Annotated in this window: 12 protein-coding genes, 12 tRNA genes and 3 rRNA genes; 1 reads left to right on the plus strand and 26 read right to left on the minus strand. The window is 39.4% G+C overall.

Annotated elements, in window-relative coordinates; translation table 11 throughout:
• Positions 1 to 154 precede the first annotated feature (154 nt).
• Both CAR_RS06845 and CAR_RS06850 read right to left on the minus strand, forming a co-directional pair.
• Positions 155 to 1,447 (minus strand): PTS sugar transporter subunit IIC, encoded by a 1,293-nt coding sequence (locus CAR_RS06845; protein ID WP_052303160.1) that lies wholly within the window; start codon positions 1,445 to 1,447, stop codon positions 155 to 157.
• 112 nt (positions 1,448 to 1,559) lie between these two features.
• On the minus strand, positions 1,560 to 2,459 hold the full coding sequence (locus CAR_RS06850) for a DUF7916 family protein (RefSeq protein WP_041556371.1): 900 nt from the start codon (positions 2,457 to 2,459) through the stop codon (positions 1,560 to 1,562).
• Between the two features lie 318 nt (positions 2,460 to 2,777).
• Here CAR_RS06850 and CAR_RS06855 point away from each other — a divergent pair, with 318 nt between their 5' ends.
• A complete protein-coding gene (locus tag CAR_RS06855; protein ID WP_041556372.1) occupies positions 2,778 to 3,965 on the plus strand; it encodes an ROK family transcriptional regulator in 1,188 nt (395 codons plus the stop codon).
• Positions 3,966 to 4,062: 97 nt separating this feature from the next.
• Here the strand turns inward: CAR_RS06855 and CAR_RS06860 are convergent.
• From CAR_RS06860 to CAR_RS06975, 24 genes are all read right to left on the minus strand, one after another.
• Positions 4,063 to 4,146 (minus strand) — tRNA-Leu (locus CAR_RS06860).
• A 34-nt stretch (positions 4,147 to 4,180) separates the two neighbouring features.
• Positions 4,181 to 4,251: transfer RNA gene (locus tag CAR_RS06865), tRNA-Cys, on the minus strand.
• Between the two features lie 30 nt (positions 4,252 to 4,281).
• Positions 4,282 to 4,353 (minus strand) — tRNA-Gln (locus CAR_RS06870).
• Between the two features lie 11 nt (positions 4,354 to 4,364).
• Positions 4,365 to 4,437, minus strand: a tRNA-His gene (locus CAR_RS06875).
• A 44-nt stretch (positions 4,438 to 4,481) separates the two neighbouring features.
• A tRNA-Trp gene (locus CAR_RS06880) sits at positions 4,482 to 4,555 on the minus strand.
• Between the two features lie 31 nt (positions 4,556 to 4,586).
• Positions 4,587 to 4,670, minus strand: a tRNA-Tyr gene (locus tag CAR_RS06885).
• 5 nt (positions 4,671 to 4,675) lie between these two features.
• Positions 4,676 to 4,751, minus strand: a tRNA-Phe gene (locus CAR_RS06890).
• A 34-nt stretch (positions 4,752 to 4,785) separates the two neighbouring features.
• Positions 4,786 to 4,858, minus strand: a tRNA-Asp gene (locus CAR_RS06895).
• Positions 4,859 to 4,870: 12 nt separating this feature from the next.
• A tRNA-Val gene (locus CAR_RS06900) sits at positions 4,871 to 4,943 on the minus strand.
• Between the two features lie 45 nt (positions 4,944 to 4,988).
• Positions 4,989 to 5,060: transfer RNA gene (locus CAR_RS06905), tRNA-Glu, on the minus strand.
• Positions 5,061 to 5,070: 10 nt separating this feature from the next.
• Positions 5,071 to 5,159 (minus strand) — tRNA-Ser (locus tag CAR_RS06910).
• Positions 5,160 to 5,214: 55 nt separating this feature from the next.
• Positions 5,215 to 5,288: transfer RNA gene (locus CAR_RS06915), tRNA-Asn, on the minus strand.
• Positions 5,289 to 5,300: 12 nt separating this feature from the next.
• Positions 5,301 to 5,416: ribosomal RNA gene (gene rrf / locus CAR_RS06920) — 5S ribosomal RNA — on the minus strand.
• Between the two features lie 90 nt (positions 5,417 to 5,506).
• Positions 5,507 to 8,427: ribosomal RNA gene (locus CAR_RS06925) — 23S ribosomal RNA — on the minus strand.
• A 235-nt stretch (positions 8,428 to 8,662) separates the two neighbouring features.
• A 16S ribosomal RNA gene (locus tag CAR_RS06930) occupies positions 8,663 to 10,224 on the minus strand.
• The 16S, 23S and 5S rRNA genes sit together here with 12 tRNA genes alongside, the layout of an rRNA operon.
• A gap of 540 nt (positions 10,225 to 10,764) precedes the next feature.
• Positions 10,765 to 12,405, minus strand: coding sequence for a glycoside hydrolase family 13 protein (locus CAR_RS06935; protein ID WP_013710992.1), 1,641 nt, complete (start codon positions 12,403 to 12,405; stop codon positions 10,765 to 10,767).
• A gap of 13 nt (positions 12,406 to 12,418) precedes the next feature.
• Positions 12,419 to 13,078 (minus strand): beta-phosphoglucomutase, encoded by a 660-nt coding sequence (pgmB, locus tag CAR_RS06940; protein WP_013710993.1) that lies wholly within the window; start codon positions 13,076 to 13,078, stop codon positions 12,419 to 12,421.
• Between the two features lie 97 nt (positions 13,079 to 13,175).
• A complete protein-coding gene (locus CAR_RS06945; protein ID WP_013710994.1) occupies positions 13,176 to 15,467 on the minus strand; it encodes a glycoside hydrolase family 65 protein in 2,292 nt (763 codons plus the stop codon).
• Positions 15,460 to 16,320 carry a DUF1189 family protein gene (locus tag CAR_RS06950; RefSeq protein WP_013710995.1) on the minus strand — a complete coding sequence of 287 codons (861 nt, stop codon included), beginning with the start codon at positions 16,318 to 16,320 and terminating at the stop codon, positions 15,460 to 15,462. Before CAR_RS06950 ends, CAR_RS06945 begins: the two co-directional genes overlap by 8 nt.
• Before the next feature lie 42 nt (positions 16,321 to 16,362).
• Positions 16,363 to 17,214: a sugar ABC transporter permease gene (locus CAR_RS06955; RefSeq protein WP_041556374.1), complete on the minus strand. Its 852-nt coding sequence runs from the start codon at positions 17,212 to 17,214 to the stop codon at positions 16,363 to 16,365.
• A 1-nt stretch (position 17,215) separates the two neighbouring features.
• The gene (locus CAR_RS06960) at positions 17,216 to 18,526 is read right to left on the minus strand and encodes a sugar ABC transporter permease (protein WP_013710997.1); all 1,311 of its coding nucleotides are present in this window, start codon (positions 18,524 to 18,526) and stop codon (positions 17,216 to 17,218) included.
• Positions 18,527 to 18,611: 85 nt separating this feature from the next.
• Complete coding sequence (locus CAR_RS06965; protein WP_013710998.1) at positions 18,612 to 19,895, minus strand: extracellular solute-binding protein; 1,284 nt, start codon at positions 19,893 to 19,895, stop codon at positions 18,612 to 18,614.
• A gap of 187 nt (positions 19,896 to 20,082) precedes the next feature.
• Positions 20,083 to 21,360, minus strand: a complete 1,278-nt coding sequence (locus tag CAR_RS06970; RefSeq protein WP_041556375.1) for an extracellular solute-binding protein — start codon at positions 21,358 to 21,360, stop codon at positions 20,083 to 20,085.
• A 117-nt stretch (positions 21,361 to 21,477) separates the two neighbouring features.
• Positions 21,478 to 23,259, minus strand: a complete 1,782-nt coding sequence (locus CAR_RS06975) for a glycoside hydrolase family 13 protein (protein ID WP_013711000.1) — start codon at positions 23,257 to 23,259, stop codon at positions 21,478 to 21,480.
• Positions 23,260 to 23,307 lie beyond the last annotated feature (48 nt).

Genomic DNA, 23,307 nt, shown 5'->3' on the forward strand with positions numbered 1-23,307 from the left:
CCTCCTTTTAATATGTTTTCTACAAAAGAATTGTAACCCTTTTCATTTAAAATGTAAAGACATAAAATAAAGTTGTATTTACAAATTTATTTTATGCAATCAAAAAAGGCTTAACTTCGGTGTTAAACCGAAATTAAACCTTTTTTCAATTAGTTTATTTTTTTATATAAACTTCCGACTCACTTAACGTTTGCTCCTGAACCATTGATTCTCCCAATTCTTCAGCTTTAAAGCGCTTCTCAACAGCTATGAAAAATGGCAAGTATAACAATACATCTAATACAATTAATACAATTTGCAGAATGGAACCGCTGATGCTCCCTGTTACTAAAAACCCACTGATGATTGGCGGCATTGTCCAAGACGCTACTGTTCGAGTCAAAGGAACAAGTCCAGATGCCATAGCCAAGTACGCTACAACCACATTGACCATCGGAGCAAGAATAAACGGAACTAACAACACAACATTTAATACTACAGGTAGTCCGAACATAGTCGGCTCATTGATATTAAAAATTCCTGGAACCACAGTAATTGGAGCTAGTACTTTTGTTTGCTTACTTGTTTTTTTCTTTCGAGCTAGGTAACCCAACACTAAAACCAAACCAAGTGTTGCACCGCCACCACCAATATACACAAGATTATCCATAAACGCGATGGTAAAAATATGTTGCATTTCGGTGCCAGCTTGGTATGCTGCACGGTTTTCATCTAAATTAGCGATCCATAAAGGTTGCATTACCGAGTTGACAACATTTCCCCCATGAATACCAACAAACCAGAATAAACTATTCAAACCTACAACGATCACAGTACCAAACACATTATTTCCTAGTAATCCTAGAGGACCCCCTAAAACAACTTGAGCAATATCATGTAAGTTCGGCAAATTTAATTTTATTAAAATTGCATAGATGATCAACCAGAAAGTAACAATAAATGCTCCTGGTATAATCGCACTAAAACTTTTTGCCACTGCAGGTGGTACAGTTTCTGGTAATTTGATTTGAATATTGTGATTAATAAACCATTGATAGATGTAACCACTTAATAATCCTATGATAATAGCAACAAACAGACCTTTTGCTGCCATATAAGAGGTAGGCATCCCAGCACCTGCATCAGAAGTAACAAATGGAGTGACTACAATGAAAGAAGACAATGATATAATACCCGATGGAACGCCATCAACTCCAAATTGATTTGTTAAACTATAAGCAATCCCAAAACTGGCTATTAAGCCAATCAAACCAAAACTACTATCGGTTCCTTTCCAGAGAAAATCAGCAACACCTATTTCACCAAGCCATTTTTCCCAACCTGGAACTGGAAAGCTAGCAACGACCATAAACAAAGATCCAATGATAATTAGCGGCATTGCCAATGTGATACCGTCACGTATAGCAACAAGAAATTTATTATTTCCTATCTTTGAAGCAATAGGCATTAATTTTTGTTCTAAAAACACATTAATATTATTCAAGCAAATCTCCTCCTCTATCAAATTTTTATTGTCTTAATTACTCCTAACCCCTTACCAAAATCTCAATTTATCACATTTATCTGTGTATCGATCTTGCCATCATTGAAGCTGTATGGCGCATACCTCGCAATGCTTTACTTAAAGCAAAAATATTTTCTACTGGAGCAAGTCCACCATATCCTGCGTCTCCAATATGTTGAATATCAACACCACAAATTTTATTGCGGATTGCAATTTGTTTAATTGTATCTTCATCTGAACTTTCTTGGCTAGTTCCGATGGCAGATAACACTAACGCGCCTTCTTTATGAACAGCTTTAACGATCTCTTTTAATTCATTTTCATCAAAACCTGGAACTGTTCCAACTGCTGGAACTAAGATAATATCTGCCCCAGCTTTAATAAATGATTTAACTGTTTTCAAATCAACGATACTTTCTGAAACACCAGCTCCATGCATTTTCCCAGCAATAATTAACCCCGAAAACAGTTTTCTCGTAACACTGATTGTTTTTTCAATCTGAGTATTTGTAACGCCAGTTCCTGGATTTCCCGTTAAACAAACAAAGTCTAAGCCCAAAGATTCAATTTCATTGATCGTTTTTGAATTTGCTTGTCTACCTTCAGCAATAGTTAAGCGATCCTCTGCCATAGTTGCCTCTTCATCAACGGGTTCTAAGTTGACTCCAATTGGACGACCAACCAATTTATGTAGTTGATCGACAAATGATTCTTCCATACTACTTAGTCCAGAAATTTTAGGATTTAATACATCTATCCCATTTAACAGAATCAAATCGGCACCAAAAGCTCTAGCGATTTCTGCATTTGTAATGTCTTCAATAAAAGGTTCTCTTCTAACGACGTTTTCAGACATCACGATTCTTCCTTCACTTGCCTTGATACTTTGTTTTAGCTCACTAGCTGTCATACTCATTATTTCTGAAGCGTTCGCGCTTATAAATCTTTTTGTCATAATAAAACTCCCTCTTCTTCCTTTTTTTAACTACTTTGTTTGTACTCTTAACAAGTGTATAGAATGATACCGTTATCATTCTATACTAAAAAAATTGTCTATTAAAAGATCCATACCTCCTTTCCTCTATTATTTAATTATAATTTATAACCAATATAAGCGAATAATGATATTTTCCTATCAAATTAATAATAGTTAGTTATTAATATCTTTATATTAATGGACATTTTTACGAATGTCAACTTTAAAACGAGTATTAATTGTTTATAAAAAATAATTAATGAGGTATAATACTTGCGTGAAGAACAGGAGGATATTATGAAGCTGACAAAAAGGCAGAATGCCTTACAAATCAAACTATTAGATACAATTTATACAAAAGGACCTATCTCAAGAATTGATATTGCTAAAGAAACTGGAATCACACCCGCAACCGTAAGTGAGATATCTGGAAATTTGATCAAAGAGCAACTGATTCATGAGACAGGTGAAGTAAGTTCTTCATTAAATAAATCAGGCAGAAAGAAAATATTATTGGATATTTCTCCTAATCATAGTTTTTATATTGGCGTTGAACTATCTGAAAAATTCTTTTCCTATTGCCTTATTGATAACAAAGGAAGCTTGCTTGAAAAAAAAATCATTCCATATAACCAACTAGTATCAGAAACTAATCTTACTGAAACACTTTTTATTGAGGAACTACATTCGTTCATCAAACAGAGTTTTGCATATCAGCCAAAAGGTATTGGGATTGCTCTACCTGGACATTTTGATGAAAACACTCGGATGATCCTAACAAATAATTTATTTTGGAAAAATTTTAATTTAGACCAGATTTTATCTGATATTGATTTACCCATTTACTTTAAGAATAATGTGCAATGTATGGCTTTATCTGAGAGATTGTTTAACCTTGATAAGAACATGAGTAATTTTACATTTTTACATGTAGGACGTGGTATGTTTTGTTCATCCATCTATCAAAATAAACTTTACGGTGACAATGCTATTTTAGTCGGAGAAGTTGGACACATTGTTGTTCATCCAGATGGCGAGCTCTGTGAATGCGGAAAAAGAGGTTGCTTACAAACGTATACAAGTGAATCATGGATTATAAAGAAATCACAAATTCTTTTTGACAATTCTGACAGTACCTATTTAAGACAATTAACAACTAATCGATCTCATCTAACCATTGAAACAATCCTACAAGCCTACAAATTAGGAGACGAAGGCGTCATAAATATATTGCACAATGCGATTAAGTATCTTTCAATTACAATAAATAATTTATCTATGATGATTGACATGGATAAAATGGTTATTCATGGGGAATTATTTACGGAAACTCAACTTGCAGATTTAATAAACGACTACTTAGAAAATAATAGTACTTTGCTAGCAACTGAGAAAAAAATACAGATTGAATTTAAACCTTATTTATCTATCAATGGTGCTATATCTGCAGCTGGTTTATGTGTAACAAAACAACTGCTAAGTTAGGTTATTATAATTTCACTTAAATTTTTTATATCACCTACACCTTTTTTCAAACAAAAAAAGAGCCCCAAGAACGAAATGTTCTTGGGGCTCTTTAGTATACCGGCGGCCGGAATCGAACCGGCACGCCCTCGCGGGCACAGGATTTTGAGTCCAGCGCGTCTACCAGTTCCGCCACGCCGGCATATGGACTGCTCTTTTTCATCTTTTCTGATGTAAGGCGGTAACCGGATTTGAACCGGTGATGAAGGTTTTGCAGACCTCTGCCTTACCACTTGGCTATACCGCCATCTTTTTAGTTGAATGCTATTCAATTAAACTGGGCTAGCTGGATTCGAACCAACGCATGAGGGAGTCAAAGTCCCTTGCCTTACCGCTTGGCTATAGCCCATTAAAAAAAAAGGCGACTGATGGGGTTCGAACCCACGCATGCCGGAACCACAATCCGGTGTGTTAACCACTTCACCACAATCGCCATGGTAATAATCTATTCTTTTTTGCCAATCTGATTCTAAAAAATGGCAGGGGTAGTAGGAATTGAACCCACACTGATGGTGTTGGAGACCATAGTTCTACCTTTAAACTATACCCCTATCTGATAAAAGGGTGCTGCTTTTTAAAAAATGGTGGAGGGGGGCAGATTCGAACTGCCGAACCCGAAGGAGCGGATTTACAGTCCGCCGCGTTTAGCCACTTCGCTACCCCTCCATAAATGGTGGCCTGGGACAGAATCGAACTGCCGACACCTTGAGCTTCAATCAAGTGCTCTACCAACTGAGCTACCAGGCCATTATAAAAATGGTTTATTTAATTGTTAAACCAACGGTCTCGACGGGAATCGAACCCGCGATCTTCTGCGTGACAGGCAGACATGTTAACCCCTACACCACGAGACCTTTTTGAAACAATGGAGGTTGACGGGATCGAACCGCCGACCCTCTGCTTGTAAGGCAGATGCTCTCCCAGCTGAGCTAAACCTCCGAGTGAATCCTTACTGCATTCCTTAACCAGTAACGTCGTTACTGATGACCCGTACGGGAATCGAACCCGTGATACCGCCGTGAAAGGGCGGTGTCTTAACCGCTTGACCAACGGGCCGTTTTTTGAACGGAGAGTAAGGGATTCGAACCCTTGAGACAGTGTTCACCGCCTACATGATTTCCAATCATGCTCCTTCGGCCGCTCGGACAACTCTCCAGATTCGGTTCACCAAAACTATTCACGTTTTTGTTTACATAGTTTGACTATGGAACTCCGCAAGTAGGACTCGAACCTACGACATCATGATTAACAGTCATGCGCTACTACCAACTGAGCTATTGCGGAATAATTGAATCTGCGTGGCAACGTCCTACTCTCACAAAGGGAAACCCTTCACTACCATCGGCGCTAAGAAGCTTAACTTCTGTGTTCGGCATGGGAACAGGTGTGACCTTCTTGCCATCATCACCACACAATTTCAATCGAAAGTCCGTTGGACTCTCAAAACTGGATAAAGTTTAAAGTGTAATTCGTTTGCTTACCTTCGTACACCGGGTATTGCTTTGGTTAAGTCCTCGACCGATTAGTATTGGTCCGCTCCGTATATCGCTATACTTCCACTTCCAACCTATCTACCTGATCATCTCTCAGGGGTCTTACTCACTTACGTGATGGGAAATCTCATCTTGAGGGGGGCTTCACGCTTAGATGCTTTCAGCGTTTATCCCGTCCACACATAGCTACCCAGCAATGCCCTTGGCAGAACAACTGGTACACCAGAGGTGTGTCCATCCCGGTCCTCTCGTACTAAGGACAGCTCCTCTCAAATTTCCTACGCCCGCGACGGATAGGGACCGAACTGTCTCACGACGTTCTGAACCCAGCTCGCGTACCGCTTTAATGGGCGAACAGCCCAACCCTTGGGACCGACTACAGCCCCAGGATGCGATGAGCCGACATCGAGGTGCCAAACCTCCCCGTCGATGTGGACTCTTGGGGGAGATAAGCCTGTTATCCCCAGGGTAGCTTTTATCCGTTGAGCGATGGCCCTTCCATGCGGAACCACCGGATCACTAAGCCCGACTTTCGTCCCTGCTCGACTTGTAGGTCTCGCAGTCAAGCTCCCTTATGCCTTTACACTCTGCGAATGATTTCCAACCATTCTGAGGGAACCTTTGGGCGCCTCCGTTACTCTTTAGGAGGCGACCGCCCCAGTCAAACTGCCCGTCAGACACTGTCTCCCAGCCCGATAAGGGCTGTGGGTTAGAGTGGTCATACAGCAAGGGTAGTATCCCACCAACGCCTCCACCAAGACTGGCGTCCTGGCTTCAATGGCTCCTACCTATCCTGTACAAGCTGTACAAACACTCAATATCAAACTGCAGTAAAGCTCCATGGGGTCTTTCCGTCCTGTCGCGGGTAACCTGCATCTTCACAGGTACTATAATTTCACCGAGTCTCTCGTTGAGACAGTGCCCAGATCGTTACGCCTTTCGTGCGGGTCGGAACTTACCCGACAAGGAATTTCGCTACCTTAGGACCGTTATAGTTACGGCCGCCGTTTACTGGGGCTTCAATTCTGAGCTTCGCCCGAGAGCTAACCCATCCTCTTAACCTTCCAGCACCGGGCAGGCGTCAGCCCCTATACGTCATCTTACGATTTTGCAGAGACCTGTGTTTTTGATAAACAGTCGCCTGGGCCTATTCACTGCGGCTGACCAATTGGTCAGCACCCCTTCTCCCGAAGTTACGGGGTCATTTTGCCGAGTTCCTTAACGAGAGTTCTCTCGCACACCTTAGGATTCTCTCCTCGACTACCTGTGTCGGTTTGCGGTACGGGCAGTTTGTTTCTAACTAGAAGCTTTTCTTGACAGTGTGACATCGGGAACTTCGGTACTTAATTTCCCTCCCCATCACAACTTGTTCTTAAAGAAGCAAGCATTTGACTCACTTCAAAACTTGTTGCTTGGACGCGCATATCCAACAGCGCGTATTCCTTAGCCTACTGTGTCCCTCCATTGTTCAAACAAAACAAACTGGTACAGGAATCTCAACCTGTTGTCCATCGTCTACGCCATTCGGCCTCGACTTAGGTCCCGACTAACCCTGGGAGGACGAGCCTTCCCCAGGAAACCTTAGTCATTCGGTGGACGGGATTCTCACCCGTCTTTCGCTACTCATACCGGCATTCTCACTTCTAAGCGCTCCACTAGTCCTCACGATCTAGCTTCAACGCCCTTAGAACGCTCTCCTACCATAGAACCAATGGTTCTATCCACAGCTTCGGTGTTATGTTTAGCCCCGGTAAATTTTCGGCGCAGGGTCACTCGACTAGTGAGCTATTACGCACTCTTTAAATGATGGCTGCTTCTGAGCCAACATCCTAGTTGTCTAAGCAACTCCACATCCTTTTCCACTTAACATAAACTTTGGGACCTTAGCTGGTGGTCTGGGCTGTTTCCCTTTCGACTACGGATCTTATCACTCGCAGTCTGACTCCCGGATATAAATCAATGGCATTCGGAGTTTATCTGAATTCGGTAACCCGAGAAGGGCCCCTAGTCCAAACAGTTGCTCTACCTCCATGATTCTAATTCCGAGGCTAGCCCTAAAGCTATTTCGGAGAGAACCAGCTATCTCCAAGTTCGATTGGAATTTCTCCGCTACCCACACCTCATCCCCGCATTTTTCAACATACGTGGGTTCGGTCCTCCAGTGCGTATTACCGCACCTTCAACCTGGACATGGGTAGATCACTTGGTTTCGGGTCTACGACCACATACTCATTCGCCCTATTCAGACTCGCTTTCGCTGCGGCTCCGTCTCATCAACTTAACCTCGCATGGGATCGTAACTCGCCGGTTCATTCTACAAAAGGCACGCTATCACCCATTAACGGGCTTTAACTATTTGTAGGCACACGGTTTCAGGGGCTATTTCACTCCTCTTCCGAGGTTCTTTTCACCTTTCCCTCACGGTACTGGTTCACTATCGGTCACTAGGGAGTATTTAGCCTTGGGAGATGGTCCTCCCGGATTCCGACGGAATTTCTCGTGTTCCGCCGTACTCAGGATACTGATCAGAGTGAAATGGGTTTCGATTACAGGGCTTTTACCTTCTTCGGCGGACCTTTCCAGGTCGCTTCTTCTACCAATCTCATTTATGACTCTATGTGTTCAGTCCTACAACCCCAGAAAGCAAGCTTTCTGGTTTGGGCTATTCCCGTTTCGCTCGCCGCTACTCAGGGAATCGATTTTTCTTTCTCTTCCTGCAGGTACTTAGATGTTTCAGTTCTCTGCGTCTACCTCTACTGACCTATGTATTCAGTCAGTAGTAACATCCTATCAAAGATGCTGGGTTCCCCCATTCGGAAATCTTTGGATCAAAGCTCACTTACAGCTCCCCAAAGCATATCGGCGTTAGTCCCGTCCTTCATCGGCTCCTAGTGCCAAGGCATTCACCGTGCGCCCTTATTAACTTAACCTATGGTTAACAGTTAATTTTTAAACCTCATCTTTCGATGAGAACCTTAAAAAAACTCATTTTTAAAACTTTTCGGTGTGTTTCTGGTTTGTTACTTGAATTACACTTTTTAACTTTATCCAGTTTTCAAAGAACAACGTCTTGCCGCAACCAAAGTTGCGTTTTTTGAGAAGATTAGACCTCTCAAAACTAAACAAAGTAAGTACGAATGTGTGGGTTTCCGTTATATTCCTTAGAAAGGAGGTGATCCAGCCGCACCTTCCGATACGGCTACCTTGTTACGACTTCACCCCAATTATCTGTCCCACCTTAGGCGGCTGGCTCCCAAAAGGGTTACCTCACCGACTTCGGGTGTTACAAACTCTCGTGGTGTGACGGGCGGTGTGTACAAGACCCGGGAACGTATTCACCGCGGCGTGCTGATCCGCGATTACTAGCGATTCCGGCTTCATGTAGGCGAGTTGCAGCCTACAATCCGAACTGAGAATGGCTTTAAGAGATTAGCTTGGCCTCGCGACCTTGCGACTCGTTGTACCATCCATTGTAGCACGTGTGTAGCCCAGGTCATAAGGGGCATGATGATTTGACGTCATCCCCACCTTCCTCCGGTTTATCACCGGCAGTCTCACTAGAGTGCCCAACTGAATGCTGGCAACTAATAATAGGGGTTGCGCTCGTTGCGGGACTTAACCCAACATCTCACGACACGAGCTGACGACAACCATGCACCACCTGTCACTTTGTCCCCGAAGGGAAAGCCCTATCTCTAGGGTGGTCAAAGGATGTCAAGACCTGGTAAGGTTCTTCGCGTTGCTTCGAATTAAACCACATGCTCCACCGCTTGTGCGGGTCCCCGTCAATTCCTTTGAGTTTCAACCTTGCGGTCGTACTCCCCAGGCGGAGTGCTTAATGCGTTAGCTGCAGCACTGAAGGGCGGAAACCCTCCAACACTTAGCACTCATCGTTTACGGCGTGGACTACCAGGGTATCTAATCCTGTTTGCTCCCCACGCTTTCGAGCCTCAGCGTCAGTTACAGACCAGAGAGTCGCCTTCGCCACTGGTGTTCCTCCACATATCTACGCATTTCACCGCTACACGTGGAATTCCACTCTCCTCTTCTGCACTCAAGTTCTCCAGTTTCCAATGACCTTCCCCGGTTGAGCCGGGGGCTTTCACATCAGACTTAAAGAACCGCCTGCGCTCGCTTTACGCCCAATAAATCCGGACAACGCTTGCCACCTACGTATTACCGCGGCTGCTGGCACGTAGTTAGCCGTGGCTTTCTGGTTAGATACCGTCAGGGGATGAGCAGTTACTCTCATCCTTGTTCTTCTCTAACAACAGAGTTTTACGATCCGAAAACCTTCTTCACTCACGCGGCATTGCTCCGTCAGACTTTCGTCCATTGCGGAAGATTCCCTACTGCTGCCTCCCGTAGGAGTCTGGGCCGTGTCTCAGTCCCAGTGTGGCCGATCACCCTCTCAGGTCGGCTACGTATCATCGCCTTGGTGAGCCATTACCTCACCAACTAGCTAATACGCCGCGGGTCCATCCATAAGCGGTAGCCGAAGCCACCTTTTTTCCATTCGCCAGGAGGCGATTAGAAGTATGCGGTATTAGCATCCGTTTCCGAATGTTATCCCCCACTTATGGGCAGGTTACCCACGTGTTACTCACCCGTCCGCCACTCTTTGACTTCGGTGGGTGCAAGCACCCGGTGAAATCAAAGCGTTCGACTTGCATGTATTAGGCATGCCGCCAGCGTTCGTCCTGAGCCAGGATCAAACTCTCATATAAAATGATGCTTGAAGCTCATATTGATTGCTAGCGAATAATTATTCACTAATTTTGTTACTGTTGACTTAGCACTGCTAAGTCACCCTCACATTTGGTCCGTCTTACTTTGTTTAGTTTTCAAAGGTCTAAAGCGTGTTGCCTCGTTTCTGACAACTTCTAAATAATACAATAGTTTTTTTGATTCGTCAAGCTTTTTTATTTTATTTTTGAATAATTATCCAAAAACGTTTTTCCTATTTGGCTTAGCGACATTTAATAGATTACCACAATCTGCAGCTAACTGTCAAATGAAATATTGATTAATTTAAGAATGATTTTTTCCGTTATTGCTAGTGTTAAACTACTTGCAACATCAATTACTATAACAAGTCTATCCCAGATGGTCAACCATAAAGTTTACATTCTTTACAAAAAAAATACAAAAGCGAACATTTCTTTATTTGCAATTCATAAAAAGACGTATATATATTCAAAACGCTTTTCACATCGGAACTATTGCAAATAAAAAAAGGTTTTTGTTCGCTTTTTATTTTAGTTGCGTTAGAGACTTTTCTTTAACTTATAAACAATCGATTCAAATGGACGTAATTCTAACTTATCTGTTTTTTTACTGCTGTCCTTATAATTACTGATTACAATGGTCTCAACCTTCCGTTCATTATCTTTATAAATGGTCGGTTTTTCATAAAAATTAATGACTATTAGCCATGTTTCACCATGATAACTTCTTTCATAAACAAAAAGTTGAGGATCATTTGGCAATAATTCTTTATAATCGCCCCATACAATCAGTTCGTGTTCTTTTCTTAAACGAATCAACTTTTTGTAATAGTTAAAAATGGATTCTTCGTCTTGTTGATCTTTTTTGACATTCAAGTCTTGATAGTTAGTATTGAGCGCCAACCAGGGAGTATCAGTAGTAAATCCTCCATTTAAAGACTCATCCCACGGAATCGGACGCCTAGCATTATCTCGTCCTTTTTTATTAATAGCACGAATAATCTCTTCTTTGTTGTAACCTTGCTGCAATCGTTCATTGTACATATTAATACTTTCTATATCGTTAACTTCTTCTATAGAAGAGATCGGTGTATTCGTTAAACCTATTTCTTCACCTTGGTAGATGTATGGCGTTCCTTTTAAAAAATGTAAAAAAGTCGCAAACATCTTGGCGGAAACGACACGGTATTGCGAAGAATCGTTGCCCCAACTAGATACAATGCGTGGAATATCATGATTGTTCCAAAACAAACTATTCCAACCGTCTCCATCCAAAGCTAACTGCCACTTTGTAAAGACTTGTTTTAATTTAATAAAGTCCAAGGGCCTAGTATCCCATTTGGGTTTACCAGGTTGTTCGTCTAAACCAATATGCTCAAATTGGAAAACCATCGATAATTCATTGCGCTCAGGTGCAGAATATAATTTGGCATCTTCAGTCGTTACTCCCCAAGTCTCACCTACTGTTAAAACATCTAGCTTGCCAAATGTTTTTTGATGCATTTCTTGAAGATACGTATGCAACATCGGACCATTGCCGGTAATTAGTTCATCTGGAATTTTTCCAATTAGATCAATAACATCCATTCGAAATCCACCGATCCCTTTATCCAGCCAAAAATTCATCATTTGCCAAATCTCATTGCGAACTTTTGGATTCTCCCAATTTAAATCTGGCTGTTTCTTACTATATAGATGCAAATAATATTGATTGGTTTGTTCATCCAACTCCCATGCCGATCCGCTGAAGATGGACGTTAACTCATTAGGAGGCGTGTCATCGGGTTGTCCCTCTCGCCAAATATAATAGTCTCGATATCCATTGTCTTTGTTTTTTCGTGATTCTATGAACCAAGAATGCTCATCAGAAGTATGATTGACAACTAGATCCATGACAATTCGGATTCCTAAATCATTGGACTTTCGAATAAGCTCATCCATGTCATCCATTGTTCCGAATTCTGGAGAAATTGCTTGATAATCGCTAATATCATATCCATTATCGTCATTAGGGGATTGATAAACTGGACTTAACCAGATGGCATCAATCCCTAAATCAGCTAAATAGCTTAACCGTTGAATAATACCTTGAATATCTCCTATGCCATCTCCATTGCTATCTTGAAAACTTCTGGGATATATTTGATAAACAACAGAACTATGCCACCATTTTTTTTCCACTATCAATCACTCCTTAGTTGGTTGCTCTTTTTAGAATGTCACTTAATTTCAACTCACTTGTATCTGACACAGCATAATCAGCGTTTCTCATCATCTCTTTTGTACCTACACCTACAGAAAAAATCCCGGCCGCATTAATTGATTCAATGCCAGCTTGAGCATCTTCCACGCCTACACATTCTTCTGGTTTTAACTGTAATTGTTCTACACCTTTAATAAAAATTTCCGGATTCGGTTTTCCATTAGCTAATGATGCAGGATCAACTACCGTATCAAATAAATCTGCTATTCCAAGTTTCTCCATTATGACTGGTCCATTTTTACTGGCAGATGCTAACGCTAATCGAATGTTTTCTTTTTTTAGATCTGCTAATAAATCTGCTATTCCGGGCAATAAATCATTAGGTGTAACACTTAAGATCAACTTTTTGTAATCTTCATTTTTTCCATCTGCTAATTGTTTTTTTTCTTCGACAGAATACTTTTCCGTTTGATTGCCTAACGCTAAAATGCGCTCAAGAGAATCCATTCGACTGATTCCTTTTAATTGCTCATTCATTTCACGGTCAAGCGGGATACCTAATTTATTTGCCATTCTTTTCCAAGCTTGGTAATGGTACTCAGCAGTATCTGTCAAAACACCATCCAAATCAAAAATAAATCCTTTAATCATTTGCTAACTGCTCCTTTTTAACAATAATAAAAGCTATCAAATGAATTTATCAATTTGATAGCCTTCTATTGATTGCTTTTTTAAATTCAACATTTTTTTATTTAATTGTCTGGAAAAACCGAATCGGACTTTCAACTACATCTGACAACACCATTTCTTGATCATATAAAGTAAGGTCAAGCGGCTCGCCTTCTTCTAAACGGACGCTCACAGTTTCTTGTGTCACCGAGATATGAAGCAAACGTCCGCGGTACTTGATCATAAAGTTATATTCTGTCCAGTTTTCCGGACAAAAAGGTTTGAAAATCAGTTTACCATTGAATGTACGCATACCGGCAAATCCTTGAACAATAGCCAACCATCCGCCACTCATTGAAGTAATGTGCAACCCATCTTCAGTATCATTGTTGTAGTTATCTAAATCTAAACGAGCTGTACGTGCATACAATTCAACCGCTTTTTCTTTTTTGCCAAGTTCTGCTGCTAAAATAGCATGAATGGATGCAGAAAGTGAAGACTCATGAACCGTCATTGGCTCATAGAAGTTAAAGTTGGCTTCTTTTTCTTCTAGCGTAAACTCGTCGTTCAAGTAATAAATACCTTGTAAGACATCCGCTTGCTTGATAAAACAAGAGCGTAAAATTTTGTCCCATGACCAATGTTGATTGATGGGTCTTTCAGCTGGATCCAAATCATTGGTTGTAAGCAAATCCTTATCTAAAAATGTATCGTGTTGTACGAAAACATTTAATTCATCATCATGAGGATAATACATCTTTTCAATAATGTCTTCCCATTTAGATGTTTCTCCATCCTTTAAATGCAATTCATTTGCAACTATTGGAAAAACTTTTTTTAGACTTTCCAATGTATAGCGGAGCGTCCAAGCAGCCATCGTGTTTGTGTACCAATTATTATTAATGTTGTTTTCATATTCGTTTGGACCTGTAACGCCATGAATCATGTAGTGCTTATTTCGTTTAGAGAAATGCACACGGTCAGCCCAGAAACGTGAGATTGCAACCAACATTTCAATCCCTTTAGTTGTTAAAAAGGTTTCATCACCAGTATAATTCGTGTAATTATAGATAGCGTACGCAATCGTGCTGTTACGGTGGATCTCTTCAAAGGTAATTTCCCATTCATTATGGCTTTCGATTCCATTAAATGTCACCATTGGATACAAAGCTCCTTGCAAGCCTTGTTGTTTAGCATTATGGAACGCACCTGGAAGTTGATTATGGCGATAGGTCAACAATTGTTCTGAGACCGTTTCATCAGCAACTGATAGATACATAGGAAGAATGAACGCTTCAGTGTCCCAATAAGTAGCTCCGCCATATTTTTCACCCGTGAATCCTTTTGGCCCAATATTCAAACGATTGTCTTCACCATAGTAAGTAGAAAACAATTGGAATATACTAAATCGAATTCCTTGCTGGCTTTCGGCATCTCCTTTAATCACCACATCAGCTTTGTGCCAACGTTTTTTCCAGATTGCTATGTGCTGTGCTTCTACTGCTTCCGTCCCTAAAGCGATGGCTTGATCCAACATTTCTGCAGCTGCTGTCTGTTGGTTTTCAGGTTGTATATCACGACTTGTCAGTACACTGATAAATTTAGTTACTTTGGCTTTTTCACCAACAGCTAGTTTATAAGTGATTTTTTCTTCCACTTGCATAAATCCTTCAGAAAATTCTCTTTTTTCATAATTTACTGCACTACTTTCCATCATGGTAGTTACAGTAAATTGTTCTACCCCAAAAGGATTTTCAATCGTTTTAGTCGTTAGACTGCTTTTCTCTCCCGAAACACGGTTCATTTCTAACCAGAAATTTTCTTCATAGTTGCTGTCTTCATTTTTAACATTGCCATCCATCTTCGGTATGAAAATGATTGTTGCGTCGCCTTTTAGGACTTCAGCTGTAACTTCAACAACCGCTAATTCTTTAGTCGCAGCACTTACAAAGCGCTTAAAGGTGAAACGGATTTCTTTTTCTCCTTCAACCCATGTATATGAACGATACAAAATACCTTTTTTCATGTCTAAATCGATTTCATAGTCTTTTACTTCATCAATCGCCAAATCAACTTTGTGGTCGTCTACCATTAACTCAATAGGAATAAAATTTGTGGCATTGATCACTTTTCCAAAATACTCTGGGTAGCCGTTTTTCCACCAGCCGACTCTTGTTTTATCCGGAAACCAGACACCTGCAAGATACGTTCCTAAATGAGAATCACCTGAATAACCTTCTTCAAAGTTTCCACGCATTCCCATGTACCCATTTCCAATGGAAGTTAAACTTTCTTGTAGTCTTTTATCTGTTCTATCTAATTTCGTTGATTTTACTCTCCATGGGTCAACATCAAATAAACGCTTAATCATGTACTTTTACCTCCAAATGCTTTTTTAGGTTCTTTTCATTCGTTGCATCATTAAATTTCGTTTGATAAAAAACAAACAGAAGCATGACTACTAGTCCTACTGATTGAATCATTAGCAAAATGATGATGTCGAATTGAATCAACCCAATCAACAAACCTATGAATGATGGCAACCCGATACAATTAATCAAAAGATTGACCGATTCTTTATAGGTTTTGATAGAAGAAAATTGACTTTTTTTTGTCAAATACAAAAAGATAGCTGAACCAAACGTTAGAAAAAATGTGCTAATCAATGTAATGGTGAATACTAGAAACATTAACGTTGCTATGGTATATCCTTTGTTTTTAATAAACCATTGTCGCGAAAGGGCGGCTTTTAATTCGTCCCCATTCGTAACTTTAGCTAGATCAAAATCTTTTGTATAAGGAATAGTCGAGACATCCTGGCTGCCTTCTTTAATCATGAACTCATTTTCTTGAAAAATCAGCGCATTTTCAAAAGTTAGCGCTTCTGTAATCTCATTTTCTGTCAGTAAAGCACTAACCGTACCTTTTTCGGATGAAAGCATAAATGATTCTGGTAACGCTAATGTTCCGTTCTCATATCTGCCTTCTTGTAGTTTTAAAACAACTGTTTCATCTATTAAACCGAACGAACCAGGTAACGTCCCTTCCACTGGAAAAGTATCCATTTTCATATAATTTAATGATACTGGGATCATCAATAAACTATTAACAAAAAGCAAAACAACAAAAATTTGAAACCAGTTTAGTTGATGACGATTTTTGAAGATTTTGCTAGGAGACCAAATGCTTTTAAAATAATTTAACGGGAATGCATCAGTTTTCATTGTTTCACTTCATTTCTTTTTAAAATTTTCATTCTCAAAATATTATCCTTTTGTTCCACCGGTAGTTAAACCAGAAACAAAATTCTTTTGCAGTAAGAAGAACAATACAGATATTGGAACGGCAATCAAAATTGCACCGGCTGCGAATAAAGCCACTTTTTGATCTTGTGGGTTGCTAATAAAAGTTTGTAACCCTACTGCGACTGTAATTTTTTCTGGACTTCTTAGTAAAAATCTAGCCAGCATGTAATCCCCAAATGGAGTCATAAATGCCCAAAGTGCTTGCACCGCAATCATGGGACGTACAAGTGGAAGTACTATTTGCCAAAAGATTCTAAAGTGTCCTGCTCCGTCTAATTTAGCTGACTCGTCTAAATCTTTTGGAACTGTATCAAAATATCCTTTCATTAACCACGTATTCATCGGTATTCCTCCACCAATATATAGCATAGTCAAGAACCAAAATTGATCCAGTGCCCCTAATAGTAACGCCATAACATAAAAGGCAGTCAAAGCAGCCATTGTTGGAACCATTTGAATAACAAGGAAAAACATCAAACTTTTTTTCCGTCCTAAAAAGTTGTAACGGCTATAGGCATATCCAGCAATCGTAACCAATCCTACTTGAATGACCATTGTTGAGACTGCTACAATCAAAGTATTTTTATACCATGTACCGTACAGCGTATCTTGGAATAAACGCGTGAAGTTAGATAAAGTCCATTCTGAATTTAGATCTAATGAGAACGCCGTTATATTACCAGATTTAAATGCTGAACTAGCTGTAATCAGCAACGGATAGATGATAATAATCGCCAAAGCAATCATATAGGCATAAGTGAAAAACCGACTAAGGAAACGAGAAGTCTTTTGGGATTTAAATAATTTCTCCATATTATGCATCCTCCATATTAAATGCATTTGTTTTCTTGAAGACTAACAAGGAAACAGTGATAACCAAAGCTGAAATAATCAAGGTGATCGCAGCAGCCATTGAATATTGCGGTGAAGTTCCAGTTGTTAACTTATAAATCCACGATATCAAGATATCTGTAGCTCCTGCACCACCACCAACGCTTCCTGGCCCACCATTATTAAAGAGGTAGATCATTGAAAAGTTATTGAAGTTTCCAGTGTATTGCGTAATAAAAGTTGGAGCAGCTACCATAAAGACCATTGGCATTGTAATTTCTCTGAAACGCTGAAAAGCACTAGCTCCATCAATTTTAGCAGCTTCATATAAATCTTCTGGGATAGATTGCAATATACTCGTTGTCATAACGTAAATATATGGGAATCCTAACCAGCCTTGAATCATGATAATAGCCATCTTAGACCAAAATGCATTTGTTTTCCAAGCGATTCTCCCGATTTCTACGAAGGGTAAATTGTTTATTAATGGAATAACTTGAGTATTGATGGCTCCGATACTATCGTTAAAAATATTTGAAAAAGATAAAATCGTGATAAAAGCAGGTACCGCCCAAGGGAGTAAGAAGATAACACCAAAGAATCTTTTCCCTTTAATAAAGGATTGATTGGCTATAACTGCTGTGAAAATTCCGACAACAATTTGTAAGGTTGTCGCACTGAATGTCCAAATGATTGTCCAACTGAAAACAGACGTAAAAGCATCCCTATAGGTACTTAAGAAGAAAATATTTACGAAGTTTTTTAAACCAATCCAGTCAATCAAAGATGCTGGTGGAATATGATAAAAATCGTAGTTTGTAAATGCCATAAATAATGTAACCAAAACGGGGAAGATAATGGTAAAGGCCATCATTAAGTAAGCAGGCACGATCAATAAGTAAGGAAAACCTGCATTATAGACATTCCACATGACTTCTTTAGCTGTCACATTAACTTTTTGTCCTTTATTCCAAATGTTAGCTACTCGTCTAGCATCATAGATATTTAATGCGTAGAAGGCTAAGAAGATAATGGTTATAATGAGTTGAAGTGTTCCTTCAATCATAATAAATAATGAATGATCTTCCATTGGAGTGCTTCCTAAAGTAATAAGTCCGTTAAATGCATCAATACCAAAAACGATCATCTCGACAATAAATGCGACAAAAATAGCTAAAAATACAATTCCTTTAAACCGTTGTCCGTTATAAAGCTGTCCTAAACCTGGTATTATTGAGTACAACATTGCCTTTTTTTCGTTTTTACCATTTTGAGGTTTTGTCTGAGAAGACATTTTTAACTCCTCCTTTTTCTTTTAACATTTTTCGGCAGAGAACAATTGCATCCTCTGCCGAAACCTGTTCAATTTTAGTTATAATTTAATTTGTATATTTTTGTTCGATCGATTCTTTGATCAATTTAGCAGAATCATCCGCCGACTCTTGAGGTGTTTTGTTTCCTGAAGCTGCATCAAACAACATATTTTCAGCACCTGTCCAAACTTCAGCCATTTCAGGAATGTTTGGCATTGGTTGTGCATCTTTGTATTGATTGATTACAGCTGTTGTTAATTCATCATTTTTCCCTGTAGCGTAAACACGTGATTCTTGATTTGCCGGTACTTCATTTGTTGCATCATAGAATTTGTTTTGGTTTTCAGTATTTGTCACATAGTCTAACCATGCTTGAGAAACATCTTTATTTTCAGAGTAGTTGCTGACAACCCATCCTTTTCCGCCACCAAATGCTTCATACGCTTCATCATTGTTTAATGTTGGGATAGTAGAAACACCATAGTTAACACCAGCATCTTTTAAGCTAGCTGCTTGCCAAGGTCCGCCAATAAATGCGCCAACTTTACCGTTTAAGTATTGATCTGTAATGAAAGCATCAGAACTTGTTACATCTTGCATACCTTGTGGCCATGTATTTTGGAACCAGTCAGTAGCATATTCGATAGCTTCAACAGCACCTTCATTGTTTAGTCCAATGTCTGTTGGGTCTGTTCCGTCTTCACCAAAAACGTATCCGCCGTAACCAGCAACTAAACCGTAAGTGAAATAAAAGTCAGTCCATTTAGCTAAGAATCCTGTATTTTTTCCTTCTTCTCCTTCAAAAGCAAATTGATCGTCTTTTGCTAATTCTTCTAAATCTGCAAATGTTGTTGGTGCTGCATCTAATAAATCTGTATTATAGTATAATACCAATGTTTCAATTACTGAAGGTGCTCCATAAATTTTTCCATCTAAAGTAACTTGAGCTCTATCTGTGTCATCATATTGATCATCATTTCCTAATGTCACTTCAGCAATATGTCCTTGTTGTCCTAGAGATCCCATACGGTCATAAGCAGACATCATAATGTCTGGCGCATTTCCAGATGGACCATCCAGAGGTAACGCTTCCAATTGTTCGAACATATCGCGTTCCGTTACTTCAATGGTAACCCCATGTTCTTCTTCAAAATCACCTTTAATATCTTCAACATAATCTACATACCCTTTGTCAACAGAAATTTGTAATGTTGTGTCTCCACCTGCTTCTTCTCCACCGGATGTTGAACTCGTTTCTGTGGCTTCTTCCCCGCCTCCACATGCTGCAAGCACTAGTGCACTAGCAGATACTAAACCTAAAACATATTTTTTCCAACCTGTCTTTTTCATCTTTGTATATCCCCCTCATGTATGAGTTTTTTTGATTACATACCTATTATCAGTTATCCAAGCACTTTGTGCAAACGTTTTCTAATTGTTACCGGTAACAGTATTCATTTATGTGTTGCACCTACAAAAAAAAAGACAATGCTGTCTAAAGAGCGGTTGCTCTAAAAACAGCATTGTCTTTTAAAATTTAGTCTTGGTATTTCTGTGCGATATTCTCTTCGATTAATTGAACCGCATCATCTGCAGCTTGTTGTGGAGATTTATTTCCAGAAGCAGCATCAAAAATCATTGTCTCAGCACCGGTCCATACTTCACTCATTTCAGGGATATTGGGCATTGGTACGGCTGTATTAAATTGTTCAATGACTGCTTTTGTTAACTCATTTCCTGATTCACTGACAACTGTTCTCGCTTCTTGATTAGCCGGAATTTCTGAAGTCAACTCATACAACGTTTCACTATTTTCTGCATTCGTAACATAATTCAACCACTCTTGGGCTAATTCAGGATTTTTCGAGTATTTGCTGGCTACCCAAGCTACGCCTCCTGCAAAAGGTTCATACTCTTCTCCATTCGGTAATGTCGGAATGGTTGAAACGCCATAATTCACATCTGCATCATCATAGCCGCTTGCACCCCATGGTCCATTAATCACAGCTGCCGTTTTACCGCTAGTAAATAATTCATTCATAAAGTTTTCTGAGCTGGTTGCATCTAGCATTCCTTGAGGCCAAACATTCTGATACCAATCTGTTATATAGGTGATACCTTCAACAGATTCAGGTGAATTTAATCCAATATCGGTTGGATCCGTTCCCTCTTCCCCAAAGACATAACCTCCATATCCAGAAAGCAAACCAATGTATTGATACGGAGTTGTCCAGTTAGCTAAGAAAGCAGTATTTGTACCTTCTTCATTTTCAAAAGCATACTGATCATCTTCTGACAATGCTTCTAAATCCTCAAACGTTTCCGGTGCTTGGTCAATTAACTCTTTATTGTAATACATTACTAATGATTCAATAACAAACGGGGCACCATAAATTTTTTCGTCAAGCGTAACTTGTCTTTGATCTAATTCATCATAGCGTCCATCATCTGGTAAGGTAACCTCTGCTATATGACCTTGTTGACCTAATATACCTACTCGATCATACGGAGCAATCAAAATATCAGATCCAATTTCAGCAGGTCCATCCAGTGGTAAAGCTTCTAGTCCATCAAACATGTCTCGTTCAGAAATTTCAATCGTTACATTATGTTCTTCTTCGAAAGCTGGAATAATTTCATTAACATAATCAATGTATCGAGGATCTACATCTATTTTTAAAGTTGAAGCATTTCCGTCTCCACCCGTTGACGAATTCGTTTCAGTTGTCTCTTCCCCACTGCCACAAGCAGCCAAGACTAACGCACTAGCCGATAGCAAACCTAACACTATATTTTTCCAAACCCTTTTCTCCACTGTAATCTCCTCCTTCTCAGTTAACTTTATTATCTTACTTCCTTCATTTTTTTGCAAACGTTACCATTTAAACGCAAAAAAACAGAACTAAGCCTCATCCCTAGTTCTATTTTTCTTTTATGCTTTATAAATAACAAAGCCATTTTTTTTGACTGATAATAATTTATTGTCTACAAAAGCTAAGTTCCATAGTAAGATTTCTGGTGTTCTTTCTAACGTAAGTTCTAAATCTTGCTCACCTTGATTAAAGTAGCAAATCACTTCTTCATCACCATAGGTTCTTTTCATTCCAATAACTTTGTCATCATCGCGAATATCAAACCATTCTATTGCTCCATAACTTAACAATTCTTGATTGTTTTTTCTAAAAGCAATCATTTCTTTTGTGAAAGTAAACATATCATTGTCTTGTTCTTCTTCATTCCAAATCATACATTTACGACAATCAGGATCATCAAACCCATCTATACCGATTTCAGTTCCATAATAAATACACGGCGATCCATGTTGCGCAAACATAAAGGCTAGTCCTGACTTAGCTAATTCCTTGTTGTTTTTGCTGACAGTCAACAGTCGAGCAGTATCATGAGAATCCAGCATATTAAACATAACTTCATTCGTTTGATTGCGGTACAACATCAATTGTTCATTTAATCCAGCTACCATTTTACTCGCTGTAATGTCTTTTTTCATAAAGAAATTTTCAATAGTTTGTGTATAAGCGTAATTCATCACAGCATGGAATTCATCACCTTGAAGCCAACTTTGCGACGAATGCCAAATTTCCCCTAAGATATAAAAGTCTTCTTTTACATCTACCGAAGCTTGGTAGAATTTCTTCCAAAAATGATGATCGACTTCATTTGCAACATCCAAACGCCAAGCATCAATATCGAACTCTTTGATCCAATACGTAGTCACATCTAATAAAAAGTCTTGAACTTCTGGATTGCTGGTATTTAACTTGGGCATGTGTCCGGTAAATGCAAAAGTGTCATAACTTAATTCGCTAACATTTTCGAGTTCTTCAACCGATAAGTCAGTCAGTGATTCAACTGGAAACTGATTGATATGGAACCAATCTTTATAGCGTGAATGTTCTTGATGTTCAAGAACATCTTGCCATTGCATCGAATCCATTCCTAAATGGTTAAAAACCGCATCCAGCATTACTCGAATACCACGTTTGTGTGCTTCTTGAACGACCTTTTTAAACAGTTCTTTATCGCCAAAATCAGGATCGATTTCATAATAATCAATTGTGTCGTATTTGTGGTTCGATTTAGCTTTAAACAATGGGCAAAAGTAAATACCGTTGACTCCCAAATCAACTAGATAATCCAAATGGTCTATCACACCCTGCAGGTCTCCTCCATAGAAGTCGTCTCGTCCAGGATTTTTTTTGCTGCCCCATGGCAACGTTCCTTCAGGATCATTCATTGTATCCCCGTTAGCAAACCGTTCTGGAAAAATTTGATACCACACGGTTTCTTTCACCCATTCCGGTGTTTTTACTCTGTCGACTTCGTGTAAGTATGGCATTCTAAAAAAGGTATTGGCATCTTCTAAGTAGTGATCTGTAAACGGAAATACCCCACGATCTCCGTAAAGAACTTCTATACCGTCAGTTCCTTCAACATGAAAACAATAAGCGATGCGTTTTGTTTTTACGTAGGTTTCAATCATCCAATAATCATGGACATCCGTACTTAAAATCAATTTCATTGGTTTATCTTCTTCATACCATTTTTCTGTTCCATGAGAGTAAGGATCTCCGCTAATCAAACTAACTTTTTTTACATCACCTTTTTTTGTTCTTAGACGAATATGAAACTGTTCAGGTTTATACAAGTACGCGTATTCACTATCTGGTCTGTGGTAAATTGCTGCTGTTTCCATTGTTATTTCCTCAATTCTTTTTTTTTTTAGTAACGAATAAATTAATTT

Source organism: Carnobacterium sp. 17-4, from assembly GCF_000195575.1.
In the GTDB taxonomy this organism is placed as follows: domain Bacteria; phylum Bacillota; class Bacilli; order Lactobacillales; family Carnobacteriaceae; genus Carnobacterium_B.